This window comes from Burkholderia sp. Bp8991 (genome assembly GCF_003853795.1).
Lineage (GTDB): Bacteria > Pseudomonadota > Gammaproteobacteria > Burkholderiales > Burkholderiaceae > Burkholderia.
On sequence record NZ_QTQJ01000003.1, the window covers coordinates 163,985 to 182,459 of the forward strand.

The 18,475-nt window shown below is 69.8% G+C and carries 16 protein-coding genes; 10 read left to right on the forward strand and 6 right to left on the reverse strand.

Features of this window, described 5'->3' with window-relative positions; genetic code table 11:
- Positions 1 to 35: 35 nt before the first annotated feature.
- From DIE02_RS04515 to DIE02_RS04530, 4 genes are all read right to left on the reverse strand, one after another.
- Entirely contained in the window at positions 36 to 1,106 is a 1,071-nt protein-coding gene (locus DIE02_RS04515) for an AI-2E family transporter (protein ID WP_124484915.1), read from the reverse strand.
- A 159-nt stretch (positions 1,107 to 1,265) separates the two neighbouring features.
- The gene (locus tag DIE02_RS04520) at positions 1,266 to 2,375 is read right to left on the reverse strand and encodes an NADH:flavin oxidoreductase/NADH oxidase (protein ID WP_044843009.1); all 1,110 of its coding nucleotides are present in this window, start codon (positions 2,373 to 2,375) and stop codon (positions 1,266 to 1,268) included.
- 145 nt (positions 2,376 to 2,520) lie between these two features.
- Positions 2,521 to 3,207 carry a type 1 glutamine amidotransferase domain-containing protein gene (locus tag DIE02_RS04525; protein WP_044843008.1) on the reverse strand — a complete coding sequence of 229 codons (687 nt, stop codon included), beginning with the start codon at positions 3,205 to 3,207 and terminating at the stop codon, positions 2,521 to 2,523.
- A gap of 368 nt (positions 3,208 to 3,575) precedes the next feature.
- The gene (locus DIE02_RS04530) at positions 3,576 to 4,610 is read right to left on the reverse strand and encodes a substrate-binding domain-containing protein (RefSeq protein WP_124484916.1); all 1,035 of its coding nucleotides are present in this window, start codon (positions 4,608 to 4,610) and stop codon (positions 3,576 to 3,578) included.
- 167 nt (positions 4,611 to 4,777) lie between these two features.
- On the opposite strand from DIE02_RS04530, the gene DIE02_RS04535 reads away from it, so the two are divergent.
- Positions 4,778 to 6,340, forward strand: coding sequence for a glycoside hydrolase family 68 protein (locus tag DIE02_RS04535; protein ID WP_124484917.1), 1,563 nt, complete (start codon positions 4,778 to 4,780; stop codon positions 6,338 to 6,340).
- Positions 6,341 to 6,540: 200 nt separating this feature from the next.
- A complete protein-coding gene (locus DIE02_RS04540; RefSeq protein ID WP_124484918.1) occupies positions 6,541 to 8,196 on the forward strand; it encodes a glycoside hydrolase family 32 protein in 1,656 nt (551 codons plus the stop codon).
- A 71-nt stretch (positions 8,197 to 8,267) separates the two neighbouring features.
- Here DIE02_RS04540 and DIE02_RS04545 read toward each other — a convergent pair whose 3' ends face one another.
- The gene (locus DIE02_RS04545; protein WP_124484919.1) at positions 8,268 to 9,017 is read right to left on the reverse strand and encodes an SDR family oxidoreductase; all 750 of its coding nucleotides are present in this window, start codon (positions 9,015 to 9,017) and stop codon (positions 8,268 to 8,270) included.
- A gap of 144 nt (positions 9,018 to 9,161) precedes the next feature.
- The gene (locus DIE02_RS04550; protein ID WP_124484920.1) at positions 9,162 to 10,079 is read right to left on the reverse strand and encodes a LysR family transcriptional regulator; all 918 of its coding nucleotides are present in this window, start codon (positions 10,077 to 10,079) and stop codon (positions 9,162 to 9,164) included.
- Positions 10,080 to 10,376: 297 nt separating this feature from the next.
- On the opposite strand from DIE02_RS04550, the gene DIE02_RS04555 reads away from it, so the two are divergent.
- The 8 genes from DIE02_RS04555 (at position 10,377) to DIE02_RS04590 (ending at position 18,474) form a co-directional block, all read left to right on the forward strand.
- Complete coding sequence (locus DIE02_RS04555; protein ID WP_124484921.1) at positions 10,377 to 11,861, forward strand: PLP-dependent aminotransferase family protein; 1,485 nt, start codon at positions 10,377 to 10,379, stop codon at positions 11,859 to 11,861.
- 94 nt (positions 11,862 to 11,955) lie between these two features.
- Positions 11,956 to 12,393: a carboxymuconolactone decarboxylase family protein gene (locus DIE02_RS04560; RefSeq protein WP_044843002.1), complete on the forward strand. Its 438-nt coding sequence runs from the start codon at positions 11,956 to 11,958 to the stop codon at positions 12,391 to 12,393.
- Positions 12,394 to 12,405: 12 nt separating this feature from the next.
- Positions 12,406 to 12,831, forward strand: a complete 426-nt coding sequence (locus tag DIE02_RS04565) for a cupin domain-containing protein (RefSeq protein WP_124484922.1) — start codon at positions 12,406 to 12,408, stop codon at positions 12,829 to 12,831.
- A 362-nt stretch (positions 12,832 to 13,193) separates the two neighbouring features.
- The gene (locus DIE02_RS04570) at positions 13,194 to 13,892 is read left to right on the forward strand and encodes a TetR/AcrR family transcriptional regulator (protein WP_124484923.1); all 699 of its coding nucleotides are present in this window, start codon (positions 13,194 to 13,196) and stop codon (positions 13,890 to 13,892) included.
- The gene (locus tag DIE02_RS04575) at positions 13,889 to 14,854 is read left to right on the forward strand and encodes an HlyD family secretion protein (RefSeq protein WP_124484924.1); all 966 of its coding nucleotides are present in this window, start codon (positions 13,889 to 13,891) and stop codon (positions 14,852 to 14,854) included. Before DIE02_RS04570 ends, DIE02_RS04575 begins: the two co-directional genes overlap by 4 nt.
- A complete protein-coding gene (locus tag DIE02_RS04580) occupies positions 14,851 to 15,822 on the forward strand; it encodes an ABC transporter ATP-binding protein (RefSeq protein WP_124484925.1) in 972 nt (323 codons plus the stop codon). Before DIE02_RS04575 ends, DIE02_RS04580 begins: the two co-directional genes overlap by 4 nt.
- Positions 15,819 to 16,973, forward strand: a complete 1,155-nt coding sequence (locus DIE02_RS04585) for an ABC transporter permease (protein ID WP_124484926.1) — start codon at positions 15,819 to 15,821, stop codon at positions 16,971 to 16,973. Before DIE02_RS04580 ends, DIE02_RS04585 begins: the two co-directional genes overlap by 4 nt.
- A gap of 10 nt (positions 16,974 to 16,983) precedes the next feature.
- Complete coding sequence (locus DIE02_RS04590) at positions 16,984 to 18,474, forward strand: efflux transporter outer membrane subunit (RefSeq protein ID WP_124484927.1); 1,491 nt, start codon at positions 16,984 to 16,986, stop codon at positions 18,472 to 18,474.
- Position 18,475: the final 1 nt, after the last annotated feature.

Consider the following 18,475-nt stretch of genomic DNA (forward strand, 5'->3'; position numbering starts at 1 on the left):
GTCGATGCGTCGGAGCGGCGCGACGGGCGGCGTCGTCAAGCAACCCATTCCGCCCACAGCATCGTCAGCACCGTCATCAGCGCGGGGCCGACGAACAGCCCGATCAGGCCGAACGTCTCGGCCCCGCCGAGGATGCCGAACAACACGAGCAGGAACGGCAGGCGGGTCGAGCTGCCGATCAGCACCGGCCGCACGAAATGCTCGGCGACGAACACGACCACGAAGCCGAGCACCAGCACCACGACGGCCCACGCGGTCACGCCCTGCACGAACAGCCAGAGCGCCGCGCCGCAGAACACGATCGGCGCGCAGAACGGCAGCATCGCGGCGACGGCCGTGACGAGGCCGAGCAGCGCCGCATGCGGAACCCCGGCGAGCGCATACGCGACGCCGAGAATGGCGCCCTCGCCCAGCCCGACGACGACCAGCCCGGTCACCGTGCCGTACACGGCCGAGACCATCCGTTCGATCAGGTCCGCGCCTCCGCGGCCGAACGCGCGCCGCGCACCCTGTAGTAACGCGCCCGACAGCTTGTGGCCGGCCCGCATGATCACGAACAGCGTGACCAGCATGAAGCCGAACTCGAACAGCGCATGCGCGAGCTTCGTGCCGAACTGCCGGCCGAACGCGATGAACTTCTCGCCGCTCGCGCCATGCATCGCGCTGCCCGCGTGCAGCGGATGACCGAGATTGGCCTGCCACCACTCGGTGACCTGCGCGGCACCGTACGGCAACCGGCCGACGACGTCCGGAAGCGGAATGCCGTTGTCCTGGATCGAATGCAGCCAGAGGCGCAGGTCGTGCGCCTGCGAGATCGCCTGCGCGAGCGCGATCGCGACCGGCAGCACGACCAGCAGCGACACGCCGGCGGTAATCACGGTCGCGATCAGGGTCGGCCGGTCGCGAAACCAGCGGTGGGATTCGAAGCGTTTCAGCAGCGGCCACAACGCGATCGCGATCACGCAGGCCCACGCGATGGCGGGCAGGAAATCGCGGATCACCCACAGCGCGAGCACCAGCAGCGCCGCATACAGCACGGCGCGGGCGATCTGCTGGGCACGCGGCCGCGTGGCGGAATCCTGGGAAGGCGAGACATGTGCGCGCATGGCACCTCGGTCGAAATGAAAAAATGGCGGTCGTGCAGGCCGCGAGCCTGTACGAACCGCCATTCTATCCATCGACGCCGCAACGGCATGCGCACGCACTGCCAAGCATCGTCAAATGCGTGCCGCGAACGCCGCACCGCCGCGCGGTGCAACGCGTGCTCAGGCCGCCTTGTCGGCGACGCGGTAGCGTTCGAGCCAGTGCGCGTACGGCGCGGGCAGCGTCCACGACGGCCGCTCGACCCCGAGCTGCCTGGCCGCGTAGTACGGCCAGTGCGGATCGGCAAGATGCGCGCGGCCGACCATCACGAGATCGAGCTGCTGCTCGGCGACGACGCGCTCGGCCAGTTGCGGCGTATCGATCCCCCAGGCGGACGACACCGGCAAGCCGGCCTCGCGGCGCACGCGTTCCGCGATCGGCGCGAGGAACGCCGGGCCCCACGGAATGCGCGCGTCGGGCGTCGAGAAACCGACCGACACGCTCAGCATGTCGAGGCCTTCCTGCTTCATCCGCTGCGTGAGCGCGATCGATTCGGCGAGCGTTGCTTCATCGCGCCCGTCGTATTCGATCACGCCGAGACGCGCGGTCAGCGGCAGGTGCTCCGGCCAGACCTGGCGGACGGCCTTCAGCGTGTCGACGAGGAAACGGCCGCGGTTTTCCGCCGAACCGCCGTACTCGTCGTCGCGCTGGTTCGAATGCACGGAGAAGAAGCTCTGGCCGAGGTAGCCGTGCGCGAAGTGCAGTTCGAGCCATTCGAAGCCGAGGTCGCGGGCGCGCTTCGCCGACGCGACGAAGTCGGCCTGCACGCGGGCGATGTCGTCGTGCGTCATCGCGCGCGGCGTCTTCGGCAGGTGCGCGCCGAACGGCACCGCCGACGGTGCGATGGTCTGCCAGCCGCGCGGATCGCCGTCGGCGATGTGGTCGTCGCCTTCCCACGGACGGTTCGCGCTCGCCTTGCGGCCCGCATGCGCGATCTGGATGCCGGGCACCGCGCCGGCCGCCTTGATCGCCGCGACCGACGGCGCAAACGCCGCGGCCTGCGCATCGGTCCACAGCCCGGCACAGCCCGGCGTGATGCGGCCTTCCGGCGACACGGCCGTCGCCTCCGCGATCACGAGGCCCGCGCCGCCGCGCGCGATACCGGCCAGATGCACGTGATGCCAGTCGTTGACGACGCCGTCTTCGGCGACATACTGGCACATCGGCGGCACCGCGATGCGGTTGCGCAGCGTGACATCCTTGAGTTTGAACGGTTCGAACAGGGCAGACATCCATCACTCCTTTGCTTGGTTCTGCGAAACGACCGGCTGAGCCGCCGCGCGGTGCGCACGGCGGAACGATGCGAGCCGTCGCCGGGACGGTCGCGCCCGACGACGGAAACCATCCGGCGCCGGTCATGCCGGCGCCGGGCTCGGCTTACTGACGGCCGAGCTTCGCGAGCAGCGCCTCGGCTGCCGGCTCCGACGACGCGGGGTTCTGCCCCGTGATCAGCAGCCCGTCGGTGACGACATGCGGCGCCCAGTCGGCGCTGCGCTCGAACTGCGCACCGTTGGTCTTCAGCATGTCCTCGACGAGGAACGGCACCACTTCCGTCAGCTCGACGGCCGCTTCCTCGCTGTTGGTGAAGCCCGTCACACGCTTGCCGCGCACGACCGACTCGCCGGTCTTCGGGTCCTTCACGTGGCGCAGCACGCCCGGCGCGTGGCACACGGCCGCGACCGGCTTGCCGGCCGCCAGCGCGCGCTCGATCAGGCCGATCGAATGCAGGTCCTCGGCGAGATCCCACAGCGGGCCATGCCCGCCCGGATAGAACACCGCGTCGTAATCGTCGACCGACACCTCGGCCAGCTTGCGCGTGGCGGCGAGTTCGGCCTTGGCCGCCGGATCCGCGTCGAAGCGGCGCGTCGCGTCGGTCTGCGCGGACGGATCGCTGCTTTTCGGATCGAGCGGCGGCTGGCCGCCCTGCGGCGACGCGAGCGTCAACTCGACGCCCGCATCCTTGAACGTGTAATACGGCGCGGCCAGTTCCTCGAGCCAGAAGCCGGTCTTCTTGCCGGTGTCGCCGAGCGTGTCGTGCGAGGTCAGGACAACCAGAATCTTCATGATCGGACACTCCTTAGAAATGGGGGAACGGGGCCGCGTCGCGGCGGCGGCGACGGCGCGCCTGCGGGTTAGGCCGCTGGCGCGCGTCAACGTGCCGGCTCCGTACCAAAAATATTGCCAGGCCTAATAGACCAGTCGTCTAGAAATGGCTCGAAAAAAGCGACGGCATCACCTGCGCGCCCAGCATCGCAGCGCGATATGGCATTTTCGCGACGTCGCATTCATGAGGCTGGATGATAGCGTCGAATTAGACCGGTCGTCTAGAAACCCGGCATTCGGCCCTGCCGCCGTCATGGCTTTTGCGACGGAGCGCGTGCCGCAACGTCCGTTGCGGAGCGCGCCCCGCTCCCCGGTTCGCGCCGCGTCGGCTACCCGTGCAGCGGCCCGTCCGTATCGCCGGCGTCGATCACCGGCGTCTCGAGCCGATGGCCGCGAACGCCGTCCGTGAGCAACGCCAGCATCAGGTCCGCGAGCGCACGCCCGGTCGCATGTCCGGTCGGCTGCACCACCGCCGTCACGCGATGCGGATGCGCGACGTCCGGCGGCACGCCGTCGTAGACGATCAGCGACATGTCCCGCCCAAGCTGCAAGCCGCCGTCGATCAGCGCCCGGAACGCGCCGCCGCCCACGATGTTGTTGTCGACCAGCAGCGCGGTCGGTCGTTCGGCCCGGGTGAGCAGCGCCTGCACGCCCTGCTGCCCGCCCTCGCGCGTAAACGGACACTCGACGAGCAGTGCCGGATCGGGCGCGATACCGGCCTCGCGCAGCGCCGCAAGATACCCGGCGCGACGCTGCATCGCGAAATTGAGCGACAGCGGCGCACTGATCATCGCGATACGGCGATGACCGAAGCCGATCAGGCGCCGCACCGCATCGCGCGCGCCCGCCTCGTTGTCGAAATCGAACCACGCGTAGGGCTCGGCGGCTTGCGTGCGGCCGTACGCGACGTACGGAAACGCTTGCGAACGCAGGTACGCGAGGCGCGGATCGTCGACCAGCGTGCGCGCGACGATCAGCCCGTCGACGAGCTTCCCGTCGACGAGCCGGCGATACGTGTCCAGTTCGGCGTTCGGCCGCGCGGCCGCGATGATGAAGTCGAGATTGCGCTCGGCGAGCCGTTCGGTGATGCCCGCGACGACCTCGCCGAAGCGCGGATCGCCGAGATCTCCCGCGCCGAACGGGTACACGATGCCGATCGCATCCGAGCGCCCCGTCGCCAGCCGGCGCGCGGTCGGATCCGCGACATAGCCAAGGTCGCGCGCGGCCTTCATCACGCGCTCGCGGGTCGCCTCGCTCACGTCGTCATAGCCGTTCAGCGCCCGACTGACCGTCGTGCGCGACAGCCCGAGCGCATCCGACAGTGCCTTCAGATTCACCTTCACGTCGCTCCTCGCGTTGTGCATGCCATTCGGCCGCGCCGCTCGCGCAGCAATTATTGCCGAATGGTAGTTATTACCGTCAAATATTTATCTTTTGACGTCCAAACCGGTTTGAATTAGCATCCAAACCGGTTTGGATATCGATATCCCGTCAGCAGTTCCTTCTCACCGTCAACGGAAACTACGCCTACATGACTTACTTTCCTTTTTGCCGCGCGACCGCGGCCAAACGTTTGCTGTTCGCTGGCGCGGCACTGGCCGCCTTCGCGTCCGCGTCGGGCGTCGCCCATGCGCAGAGCACCGGCGCCCCCGCGCCCACGCCGCATACGCAGCAGGCCTATGACCCCGAAGGCAACTTCACGATGCGCTGGACCCGCGCGGACATCCGCCAGATCGTCGCGCAGTCGCACACGGCCGGCGCCGACAAGAACTCGCTGCCGCAGGCGCTGACGATGCCGGACATCCCGCAGGATTTCCCGCTGATCAACTCGAACGTGTGGGTCTGGGATACCTGGCCGCTCGCCGACCTGCGCGCGAACCAGCTCAGCTACAAGGGCTGGGAGGTGATCTTCTCGCTCACGGCCGACCCGCATGCCGGCTACACGTTCGACGATCGTCACGTCCACGCGCGCATCGGCTTCTTCTACCGCCGCGCCGGCATTCCCGCGTCGCAGCGGCCCGCGAACGGCGGCTGGACCTGGGGCGGCCACCTGTTCCCGGACGGGGCGAGCGTCAAGGTGTTCGGCACGTCGCCGATGACCAACAACGCCGAATGGTCGGGCTCCGCGCGCCTCACGCAGGGCGACAACGTCAGCCTGTACTACACCGCGACGTCGTTCAACCGCTCGGCGCCCGGCGGCGCCGACATCACGCCGCCGCAGGCGATCATCACGCGCGCCGACGGTCATATCCATGCCGACGACAAGCACGTGTGGTTCAGCGGCTTCGACGATCACAAGGCGCTGCTGCAGCCGGACGGCAACTACTACCAGACCGGCCAGCAGAACACCTACTTCTCGTTCCGCGATCCGTTCGTGTTCACCGACCCCGCGCATCCGGGCAAGACCTACATGGTGTTCGAAGGCAACACGGGCGGCCAGCGCGGCGCCCGGACCTGCACCGAGGCCGACCTCGGCTACGCGCCGAACGATCCGTACCGCGAAGACCTCAACGCCGTGATGAACTCGGGCGCAGTGTATCAAAAGGCCAACGTCGGCCTGGCGGTCGCGACGAACCCGCAACTGACCGAATGGAAGTTCCTGCCGCCGATCCTGTCGGCGAACTGCGTCGACGACCAGACCGAGCGCCCGCAGATCTATCTGAAGGACGGCAAGTACTACCTGTTCACGATCAGCCACCGCACGACGATGGCCGCGGGCGTCGACGGGCCGGACGGCGTCTACGGCTTCGTCGGCAACGGCATCCGCAGCGACTTCCTGCCGCTGAACGGCGGCAGCGGGCTCGTGCTCGGCAACCCGACCGACTTCTCCGCACCGGCCGGCGCGCCGTATTCGCAGGACCCGAACCAGAACCCGCGCGAATTCCAGTCGTATTCGCACTTCGTGATGCCGGGCGGGCTCGTCGAGTCGTTCATCGATGCGATCGGCCCGCGTCGCGGCGGCACGCTCGCGCCGACGGTGAAGGTCAACATCAACGGCACGTCGACGGCGGTCGACCGCACGTACGGACGTGGCGGCCTCGGCGGTTACGGCGACATCCCGGCGAACCTGCCGGCGACGGGCGCCGGTCACTGACGGCGACGCGGGCACCCGCCCGTGACGAGTCCGTAAAGGGCTCGCTACGAACGCGGCGGGCACCGCCCGCGTCGAGGCGGCGCACGTCATGCGTGTCGCGTGCGCGCCGCCTCCCTCCTTCGCAGAAATCGCGCATGCCGCCGTCGCAAGCGGCGTGCGCGTTCCTTTCCCGCTTCGCGCGCCGAAGCACGGAACCCCGCATGAAATCGACGTCTTTTCGCTTTTCCCGCTGGATCGCCCGGCTGCTGTTCGCGTGTGCGGCAAGCGCGGCCTGCACGCACGCCACCGCCGCGCCCTGCGGCACGCCGCCCGGGAACGCCACGCCACAATGGCGACCGGCCGTGCATTACACGCCGCAACGCAACTGGATGAACGATCCGAACGGCCTCGTGTACGAGAACGGCCGCTATCACCTGTTCTACCAATACAACCCGCTCGGCCACGACTGGGGCAACATGTCGTGGGGCCACGCGACCAGCACCGACCTCGTCCACTGGCGCGAGCAGCCGGTCGCGATGCGCGCGAGCGCGACGGAGGAAATCTTCTCCGGCTCGATCGTCGCCGACACGCACAATACGTCCGGCCTCGGCGCGGCGGGCGAGACACCGCTGGTTGCGCTTTACACGAGCGTCTACAAGGACGGCTCGGGTCACGCAGCCGGCACGCAGGCGCAGTCGCTCGCGTACAGCCTCGACCACGGCGCGACCTGGCGGCCCTACGCGCGCAATCCGGTGCTCACGCTCGATCCGGAATCGAAGCAGTTCCGCGACCCGAAGGTGTCGTGGTACGCGCCGGGACGCTACTGGCTGATGACGACCGTCGTCGCCGATGCGCAGGTCGTGAAGCTCTACCGTTCCGACGACCTGATTCACTGGTCGTTCCTGAGCGATTTCACGCTGCCGGACGTGCCGCATGCGGGCGCGTTGTGGGAAATGCCCGACCTCGTGCCGCTGCCCGTCGACGACGATCCGCGGCACATCAAGTGGGTCATGATCGTCAACGTCAACCCGTGGTCGATCGCCGGCGGTTCCGGCGCGATGTATTTCGTCGGCGACTTCGACGGCCGCACGTTCGTCCCCGACCGGGTCGCACCGGCCGGTTCCGATCCCGCACGATTCCGCTGGGTCGATCACGGCGCCGACTTCTATGCGGCCGGCACGTTCTCCGGCGCGCCGGGCGCGCGCCCTGTCGCGATTGCATGGATGAGCAACTGGGACTACGCGGCGAAAGCGCCGACGGCGCCCTGGCGCGGCGCGACGACGGTGCCGCGCGAACTCGCGCTGAAGACGATCGGCGGTGAACCGACGCTCATCGTGACGCCGGCAGCCGCGTTCGACGCGTGGGCCGACGGGCGGCCCGCCGTGCATGAAGGCAACCTGAGCGTCGAGTCCGCCACGCGCGCGCTGTCGGACACCACGCGCGGCACCGTCCAGCGCATCACGGTGACGATCGCGCCGCGGCGCGCGGCCCGCGCGGGTTTGATCGTGCGGGGCTCCGCGGATGGCTCGATCGGCACCCGGATCGTGTACGACACGGCGAAGCGCACGCTGACGCTCGACCGCTCGCGCTCCGGCGCCACGGATTTCGCGGGCACGTTCAGCCGCGAGCACATCGTCGATCTGCCACTCGAGCACGGGCAGCTGCGGCTCGAAATCGTCGTCGATCGCGGTTCGGTCGAGGTGTTCGCGAACGGCGGCCGCGTCGCGCTGACGGACCTGATCTTCCCGCCGCCCGATGCGGACCGCGTCGCCGTGTTCGCCGAGCACGGGAGCGCGACGTTCTCGGGGTTGACGGTCACGCAGCTCCACGGACGCGATCAGGCCGGCGACGTCCGTGACGCCTGTGCATCGCGCTAGCGATGCGGTTGCACGGCGGGGCTGCACAGCCTGACCTCGCGTCAGGCCGTGCAGCCCCGCCGGTTCCACGCTCAAAGCAAGCCCATCCCGCCCGACGCGATGATTTCCGCGCCGACGATGAACGCCGACTCGGGCGCGCTCAGGTGCAGCACCGTCGACGCGATCTCGTCCGGCGTGCCGAACCGGCCGATCGGGACGAGCCCCCTGATCTTGTCGGCCGTCTCGTCGAGCGTCGCCGCATCGAGGCCGAGCTTGCCGTACAGCGGCGTCTGGACCGGCCCGGGACTCACCACGTTCACCCGCACGCCGTGCGGCAGCAGTTCCGTCGACAGCGTCTTCGCGAACGAATTGACGGCCGCCTTGCTCGCCGCATACACGGACGAACCCGGCATCCCGATGTGCGCGTTGATCGAGCCGTTGATCACGATCGACGCACCGCGGTTCAGCAGCGGGACGAGCGCCTGGATCTGGAAATACGCGCCCTTCACGTTCGTGTCGAACACGAGATCCCACAACGCCTCGTCGATATCCGCGAACGGTGCGAGTTTGGCGACGCCCGCGTTGATGAACACGGCGTCGAGGCGCGCACCGGCGGCCGCGATCGCGTCCGCGAGCGCTCGCGCCGACGCGACGCTGCCGGCCTCGTTGCGGATCGCGAGCGCGCCGTCGCCGAGCGACTCGCGCGCGGCGGCAAGCGTCTGCTCGTCGCGGCCGGTGATGATGACCCGCGCGCCTTCGGCCGCGAATGCCCGTGCGGCCGCCAGGCCGATGCCGCTGTTGCCGCCCGTGACGAGGACCGTTTTTCCTTCGAAGCGTTGCATGATGTTCTCCTTGAACCGATGAGTTGACCGTGAACACAGGATGCGCGCGGCGCCCGGCCTTGCCGTACGACCGGCGCGGCAGACACGTGCGAAATCTTCGAACGTGTTCGCCCCGGCCGTCCGGCGCATGCCGGCCCGGCGCGCTCAGCCCGACACGTCGATCCCGTCGAGCAGGCGCTGCGCGAGCCGCGGTTCGCGCAGTTGCTCCAGCCACCATTGCAGCGCGCGGCCGTCGCGGTCGCCGCGCCACGCGACGTACAGCACGTTCGGCTCGCGCGGATCGGCCGTTTCCTTTTCGATCAGCTCGCCGCGCGCCAGCAGCGACGCGACCCGCCGGCGCGGCACCCAGCCGACGCCGAGCCCGTCGCGCTGCGCGAGGATCTTCGCGCGCATCGACGGCACCGCGAGCACCGCCTGTCCGCCGAGCAGCCCGTACGCGCGGCCGACGGCCTGCCGCGACGAGTCGGCGACGACGACCGCGCGATGCGCGCCGATCGCGTCCCGGGTCAGCCGCACGCCCGCCGACGCCAGCGGATGGCGCGGCGCGACGGCGAACACCCACTCCATCGCACCGAGTTCGAACCACTTGAAGCCCGGAATCGCCGGCGGCTCGTTGGTCGCGCCGACGACCAGATCCGCGCGACCGTCGCGCAGCGCTTCCCAGGTGCCGCCGAGCACTTCGTGCGTGAAACGCAGCGACACGCCCGAATCGAGCGCATCGAATGCGCGGACGACCGGCAGCAGCGTATCGAATTCCAGCACCTCGTCGCTGACGATCCACAGCCGGTCCTCCCAGCCGCTCGCGACCTGCCGCACGCGCTGCGTGAGCCGCGCGACGTCCAGCGCGAGGCGCGATGCCTCGTCGGTCAGCAGCTGGCCGGCCGGCGTGAGCTGCAGCCGGTAGCCGCGGCGGTCGAACAGCAGCGCGTCGAAGCGCGTTTCGAGCTGCCGCGCGGCGTGCGACACGGTCGACGGCGCCTTGCCGAGCCGTGCGGCCGCCCGCGACAGGCTGCCGGTGGCGCGGATCGCATCGAGCAGCGCGAGTTCGTCTTCGGACAGCATGAGCGCACTCCGGTCGGGGGTCTGGTGGATCGTAAGGCAGCGGCGGGCGCCGACGCAATCGAATGGCACTGCCGGCAGCGGGCGGATGCCGAGCCGGCCGGGGCGCCGCAGCGCGCCGTGCCATTTGCCGCATCCGGCGCGCGTTGCGTGCCATGTGCCGCCTTTCCCTGCCCCCTCGACGCCACGCGCGTGCCCTGGCCGAACGATGCCGCCCGCGCATGCGCGAACGCCGATCCGGCCATGAACTTCCGGTATGCTGATCGACGTCATATTTCCGCATTCGAGGTAACCACTGCGATGGACATCGCGATCCGCATCGAAGGCCGTCACGACCTGACCGGGCAGATCTTCCGGCAGTTGCGCACCGCGATCGTCGACGGGCGGCTCGAAGGCGGCGCCCGGCTGCCGTCGACGCGCGATCTCGCGAAGCAGCTCGGCGTGTCGCGCAAGACGACGCTCGACGCGTTCGAACGTCTCGTCGCCGAGGGTTACCTGAACACGCGCGCGGGCGACGGCACGTTCGTCGCCGGCGGCCTGGCGCGGGTTCCGCACGCGGCGGCGGCCGCGACGCCGTCGCTCGTCGAGGACGCGCCGCCCGTCCATGCCGTCGACGCACGCGCGCTGTGGGACGAGTTGCCCGACGCGCTCGCGATGCCCACCCCGCAGGACACGCCCGCGTTCGACTTCCGCGGCGGCGTGACCGACAAGGCACTGTTTCCGTTCGACGCATGGCGTCGCTGCCTGCATCACGCGCTGCGCCAGCAGGCGCGCGGCCCCGGCCAGTACCATGCGCCGGCCGGCGATCCACAGCTGCGCGGCGCGATCGCGCGCTACGTCGCGTTCAGCCGCGCGGTCGCGTGCGGCTGGGACGACGTGCTCGTCACGCAAGGCGCGCAACAGGCGCTCGACCTGATCGCACGCGTGGTCGTGCGGCCCGGCGACGTCGTCGCGGTCGAGAATCCCGGTTATCCGCCGGCGCGCGCGGCGTTCGCGTCGCTCGGCGCGACGGTGATCGGCGTGCCGGTCGATGCGCACGGCCTCGTCACCGGGCGGCTGCCCGACGACGCGCGCCTCGTCTACGTGACACCGTCGCACCAGTTCCCGCTCGGGATGCCGATGACGCTGGAGCGGCGCGTCGCGCTGCTCGAATGGGCGCAGCGCCGCCGCGCGGTGATCATCGAGGACGACTACGACGGCGAGTTCCGCTTCGAAGGCCGGCCGGTGGAATCGCTGAAGAGCCTCGACCGCACGGGTCTGGTCGCGTACGTCGGCACCTTCTCGAAGACGATCTTTCCTGAACTGCGGATCGGCTACGCGATTCCGCCGCGCGCGCTGCGCGGCGCGCTCGCCAAGGCGAAGCAGATCGTCGACTGGCACACCTGCACGCTGACGCAGGCGGCGCTCGCGCGCTTCATGCTCGAAGGCGATTTCGCGCGGCACCTGCGGCGCGTGCAGAAACACTACGACGCGCGCCGCAAGATGCTGCTCGCGCATCTGCGCGGCGGCCTCGCGCCGTGGTTCGACACGATCGTGCCGACCGCCGGCATCCACCTCGCCGCCCACCTGAAACCGGGGCTCGACGAAGCCGCGCTGGTCCGCGCGGCGCGTGAGCACGACATCGGCCTGTACGGGATCACCGCGTTCCACGTCGGCTCGGCGGCCCGCGCGGGGCTGCTGTTCGGCTATGGCGGGATCGACGCGCTGCGCATCGACACCGCGCTCGCGAAGCTGGCCGCGCTGCTGGATTCAGGCCGTGTCGGCGGCCCGCCACTGGTTACCTGAATTTTCCAGGAATTGGCCATTCAAGCAGGCCAGTGGCACGCTTAAAGTGGGTCCTGTCGCGCCACCGGGCGCATCCAACCGAACAGGACCTGCCATGCAACCGCGTCTGAACTTCTATACCGCCAGCCCGAACGCCATCAAGGTGATGCGCAACGCCGAGGAATTCCTCGCGAAAAGCTCGATCGAGAAGCCGCTCGCCGAACTCGTCCGGCTGCGCGCGTCGCAGATCAACGGCTGTGCGTTCTGCGTCGACATGCACACCACCGACGCACGCAACGGCGGCGAAACCGATCGCCGCCTGGCGACGGTCGTCGTCTGGCGCGAAACGCCGTTCTTCACCGAGCGCGAACGTGCGGCGCTCGAATGGACCGAAGCGCTGACGCTGGTCGCCGACAACCACGTGCCCGATGCCGTGTGGGAAGCCGTGAAGCCCCATTTCAGCGACACGGAGTTGTTCGAGCTGTCGATGCTGATCGCGACGATCAACACGTGGAACCGCTTCGCGATCGCGTTCCGCAAGATGCCCGAGTAAGGGGAGACGACGATGATGCGCTCCAGCCCCACGCTCCGCCGCGCGATGCTGTGCACGTCGCTCGCGCTCGGCGCCGCGTTGCCGGCCGCCGCCCGCGCGCACGATACCGGCGACAGCGTGCACGCGATCATGCAACAGGCCGTGCCCGAAGCGCCCGGCAAGCTCGCCGTCGTCGCGACCGTCGACTATGCGCCCGGTCAGGCATCCGAAGCGCACAAGCACCTCGGCTCGGTGTTCGCGGTCGTGTCGAAAGGCGAAGTGCTGTCGCAGGTGAACGACGGCCCGGTGCGCCGCTATCGCACCGGCGAAGGCTGGTACGAGCCGCCCGGTTCGCGCCACCAGATGTCGCGCAACGCGAGCGCGACCGAGCCCGCGCAAATTGTCGTGTTCGGGCTGACGGGCGAGCATGTGCCGCTGAAGTCGCCGATCGATCAGTGATTTAGGAGGCCGTGCCGCGTCGGGCGCGCCGCCGTGCTGCACGGCCGGCGTCCCGCCCCGTGCCGCGCGACTTCCTCGCAGGTGTCGGGCTCGGCCGTTTCGCCCGCTGTTTCGCCGGCCGTTTCACCCACGTTTCGATCAACGTTTCACCCGCCATTTCCCCCGTCGATCACCCGCCAGTTCCCCGCGAGTTCCCGCGTCTTCCCCATTAGCCGCTCCCTACACTTCACCGCCGGCGCACGCCCGTTCCCTACCCTCAGCCCCGCCCGTCCGCCCCGCCATTCGCCACTCGCCTGATCGCGATCAACGCGGGCGAAAACCCTGCCTTGAAATTAACTAACTCATCAATTAGCGTCGATTTCATGAACGCGAAATCCACCGTCTCCAGGCCGCGCGGGCGCCGCCCGTCGGTGGACGACTTCGACCTGCGCGACCACATGCTCGACGTCGCGATGCAGCTGTTCGCCGAGCGCGGCATCGCCGCGACGACGGTCGCGCAGATCGCTGCGGCCGCCGGCGTCACGTCGGCGATGGTTCACTACTACTTCACGAATCGCGAGCAGCTGCTCGACGCGATCGTCGAGGAGCGGCTCGCGCAGGTCATCGCGTTCGTGTGGCGGCCGACCGCGCCGCACATCGAAAACGATCCGTTCGCGCTCGTCGCCGAGCTCGTCGACCGCTTCTTCGACGTCACGCATCACATGCCCTGGCTGCCGTCGATCTGGCTGCGCGAGATCGTCCACGAGGGCGGGCTGCTGCGCGAGCGGATGATCCGGCGCATTCCGCTCGAGCATGTCGGGCGGTTTGCCGAGCGCATCCGCGCCGCGCAGCAGGCCGGCACGCTGAACCCCGCGCTCGAACCCGCATTCCTGTTCCATTCGATCATCGCGCTGGTGATGCTGCCGCTCGCCACCGCGAAGCTGTGGCAGAGCGCGCGCGGCCTGCCGCCGATCGATCGCGACGTGCTGCAGCGCCACGTCCGCGCGCTGCTCGGTTCCGGCATGCAACCGCCCGCCGCGGCGCCGGATCCCGACGCGCATTCGCGACGGAGGCCGTCGTGAACGCGGCCCGCCCGCTGCAGTTCGCGCTGGCCGCCGCCGTCGCGTTGCTCGCCGGTTGCGGACGGCCGGCGAACGACGTCGCGACCTTTCAGGGCTATGTCGAAGGCGAGTTCGTATACCTGTCGTCGTCGCAGGCGGGCACGCTGACGCAGCTGTCGGTCGAACGCGGCCAGGCCGTCGCGGCCGGCGCGCCGGTGTTCTCGCTCGAAGCCGTCAACGAAACGGCCGCGCTGCGGCAGGCGCAACACCAGCTCGAGGCCGCGCGCGCGCAGCTTGCCGACCTGCAGACCGGCAAGCGCCCGCAGGAAGTCGCGGTCACGCGGGCCCAGCTCGCGCAGGCCGCGGCACAGGCCGCGCGGGCCGCCGCGCAATTCGCGCGCGACGAACGCCAGTACGCGGCCGGCGGCCTGTCGAAGCAGCAGCTCGACGATTCGCGCACGTCCGCGCAAACCACCGCCGCACAGGTGCGCGAGTTGCAGAACCAGGTCGACGTCGCGCGCCTGCCGGGCCGCGCGCAGCAGGTGGCGGCCCAGGCCGCGCAGGTCGATGCCGCGCAGGCGGCCGTCACCGAAGCGCAATGGAAACTCGACCAGAAGCGCGTCGCCGCGCCCGCCGCCGGGCGCGTGTACGACACGCTGTACCGCGTCGGCGAATGGGTGCAGGCCGGCAATCCGGTCGTGCAGATGCTGCCGCCGCAGAACCTGAAAGTGCGGTTCTTCGTGCCGGAGGCCGCCGTCGCGTCGATCGCGCCGGGGCGCACGGTCGCGATCCGCTGCGACGGCTGCCCGGCCGACGTCCCCGCGCGCGTCACCTACGTGTCGCGCGCGGCCGAGTACACGCCGCCCGTGATCTACAGCAACGAGAGCCGGACCAAACTCGTATTCATGGTCGAGGCGCGCCCCGCCGTCGCCGACGCGCCGAAGCTGCACCCGGGCCAGCCCGTCGCCGTGAGGATGCGATGAACGCACCGCCCGCCCCGTATGCGATCGACGTCGACCGCCTGAACAAGCGCTTCGGCGACAAGCACGTCGTGAAGGACGTCTCGCTGCGCGTCGCGCGCGGGGAGATCTTCGGTTTTCTCGGGCCGAACGGCAGCGGCAAGACGACGTCGATCCGCATGATGTGCGGCCTGCTCACGCCCGACTCGGGCAGCGGCACCTGTCTCGGCTACGACATCGTGCGCGACAGCGCGCAGATCAAGCGCCGCGTCGGCTACATGACGCAGCGCTTCTCGTACTGGGAAGACCTGTCGATCCGCGAGAACCTCGATTTCGTCGCACGCGTGTACGGGATGCCCGATCGCCAGGCGGCTGTCGCGCGCGCGCTCGACGGGCTCGGTCTCGCGAGCCGCGCGGACCAGCTCACGGGCGCGTTGTCGGGCGGCTGGAAACAGCGCCTCGCGCTCGCCGCATGCATGCTGCACGAGCCGGAGCTGCTGCTGCTCGACGAACCGACCGCCGGCGTCGATCCGGCCGCGCGCCGCGACTTCTGGGAAGAGCTGCACCGGCTGGCCGCGCAAGGCATCTCGGTACTCGTCAGCACGCACTACATGGACGAGGCCGAGCGCTGTCACAAGCTCGCGTACATCGCGTCCGGCGAACTGCTCGCGCAGGGCACGGCCGCGGAAATCGTCGCGTCGCAGCACCTGTCGACGCGCACGGTCACCGGCGGGCACCTGGCGGAACTGTCCGCGCGCCTGCGCACGATGCCGGGCGTCGACCAGACGGTCGTGTTCGGCTCGACGCTGCACGTGAGCGGCCGCGATCGAGCGCTGCTCGACGCGACGCTCGCGCAGGTCGCGGCGCAGCCCGGCGCGCAGGAGAACGGTCACGCGCAGCTGCAGGTCTCGCCGATCGACACCGGGCTCGAAGACGTCTTCATCTACATGATGGGCCGCGCATCCGGGCCGCCCGGCGGAGCGGCGACATGAGCACGTGGACGGGCCTGCGCGACGCGTTCTCGGTCGCGCGCTGGTGGAGCATCGTGCTGAAGGAATTCCTGCAGCTGCGCCGCGACCGCGTGACGTTCGCGATGATCGTCGGCGTGCCGATCATCCAGCTCGCGCTGTTCGGCTTCGCGATCAACACCGATCCGAAGCACCTGCCGACCGCGGTGATCGTCGCCGACTCGAGCCCGTTCGCGCGCAGCTTCATCGCCGCGATGCGCAATTCCGCGTATTTCGACATCGTCGCGACGCTGCCCGACGAAGCGGCCGGCCGGCATGCGCTCGCGCGCGGCGACGTGCAGTTCGTGCTGAGCGTGCCGGCCGACTTCTCGAAGCGGCTGCTGCGCGGCGAGCGCCCGTCGCTGCTCGTCGAGGCGGACGCGACCGACCCCGTCGCGACCGCATCGGCGCTCGGCGCGCTGCCGGGCCTCGTGCAACCCGTCGCCGACAAGGACCTGACGGGCCCGCTCGCGCACCTGAACGGCCGCCCGGCCGCGTTCGACATCGTGCTGCACCGCCTGTACAACCCGGAAGGCATCACGCAGTACAACGTCGTGCCGGGCCTGATGGGCGTGATCCTGACGATGACGATGGTGATGATGACGGGCCTCGCGATCACGCGCGAACGCGAGCGCGGCACGATGGAGAACCTGCTGGCGACGCCCGTGCGGCCGCTGGAGGTGATGACGGGCAAGATCGTCCCGTACGTGTTCATCGGGCTGATCCAGGTGTCGATCATCCTCCTGGCCGCGCGCTACGTGTTCCACGTGCCGTTCGTCGGCGGCATGGTCGCGATCTACCTGTCCGCGCTGCTCTTCATCGCCGCGAACCTGACGGTCGGCATCACGCTGTCGTCGCTCGCGCAGAACCAGTTGCAGGCGATGCAGCTCGCGGTGTTCTACTTCCTGCCGAACATCCTGCTGTCGGGCTTCATGTTTCCGTTCGCCGGGATGCCGAAGTGGGCGCAGTTCATCGGCAACCTGCTGCCGCTCACCTACTTCAACCGCCTGGTGCGCGGCATCCTGCTGAAAGGCAACGGCTGGGCCGACCTGTGGCCGTCCGTGTGGCCCGTCGCGCTGTTTACGCTCGTCGTGATGGGCGTCGCGCTGCGCTTCTACCGGCGCACGCTCGACTAGGGGCCGCACGATGAAAACGGCTTCGCGTCGCGCCCGTCCCGCCGCCCGCCGCAGCGCATGGGCAGCCGTTGCGCTGCTCGTCGCCGGTTGCACGGTCGGGCCGGATTTCCGCACGCCCGACGCGCCGGCCACACGGCAATACACGCGCGATGACCCGCCGGTCACGACGGCCGCCGCCGGCGGCCCGGCCGGCGACGCGCAGACGTTCGCATCGGCCGCGCACACGCCGCAACAGTGGTGGACCGCGTTCGGCTCGGCACCGCTGAACCGGCTCGTCGATACCGCGTGGCACAATAGCCCGACGCTCGCCGAGGCCCGCGCGCGGCTCGACGAAGCGCGACAGAACCACGCGGCCGAAGCCGGCGCGACGATGCTGCCGCGCGTCGATGCGAACCTGTCCGCCACGCGCGAGAAGGTCGACATTACTGCATTCGGGCTGCCCGCCAACGTGCCGAATCCCGGGCCGTTTACGCTGTACGACGCGTCGGTGAGCGTGTCGTACGCGCTCGACGTGTTCGGCGGCAACCGGCGCGCGCTCGAGGCGTTGCGCGCCCAGGTCGACTATCAGGCGTACCTGCTCGACGCCGCACGCCTGACGCTCGCGGGCAACGTCGTCGCGACTGCGATCCTGCGCGCGTCGCTCGCGCAGCAGATCGCGCTCACGCGGCAGCTCGTCGACGCGCAAGCCCGGCAGTTGCGGATCGTCGACGCACGCTTCGCGGCGGGCGGCGTATCGCAGGCCGACGTGCATGCGCAGCGCACGCTGCTCGCGCAGACGCAGGCTTCGCTGCCGCCGCTCGCGGCCCGCTACGCGCAGGCCGGCCACCGACTCGCGATCCTGCTGGGCGCACCGCCGTCCGGTGCCGAGCTGCCCGACCTCGCGCTCGACGCGCTCACGCTGCCGCGCACGCTGCCGGTCGCGCTGCCGTCGACGCTCGCGCGCGAACGCCCCGATATCCGCGCGGCGGAGGCCGTGTTGCATCAGGCGAGCGCGAACGTCGGCGTGGCGACCGCGAACCTGTATCCGCGTTTTTCGATTTCGGCGGGGATCGGTTCGGAGCGCACGCGCATCGCGGATATCGTGAGCGGGCTCAATGTGTGGAATGTCGGCCTCGGCCTGACGCAGCCGCTCTTTCATGGCGGCGAGCTGCGCGCGAGGAAGCGCGCGGCCGAAGCCGCGTACGACGCCGCGTTCGCGAGCTATCGGGAAACCGTGCTGCTGGCGCTCCAGCAGGTCGCCGACGCGATGCGCGCGGTCGAACACGATGCGACGGCGCTGCAAGCGCGGGACACGGCCGCACGGGAAGCGGCGGCAGGCAACGCGATCGCCGGCGACCGTTACGCGGCGGGCGGGATCAGCGCGTTCGCGCTGCTCGACGCCCAGCGGCAGGCATTGCAGACCGCGCTCGACCGCACGCGCGCGCAGGCCGACCGGCTGGCCGACACGGCGGCGCTGTTCCAGGCGCTGGCGGGGAACTGGATGGACGATGCGGCGCGGTGAT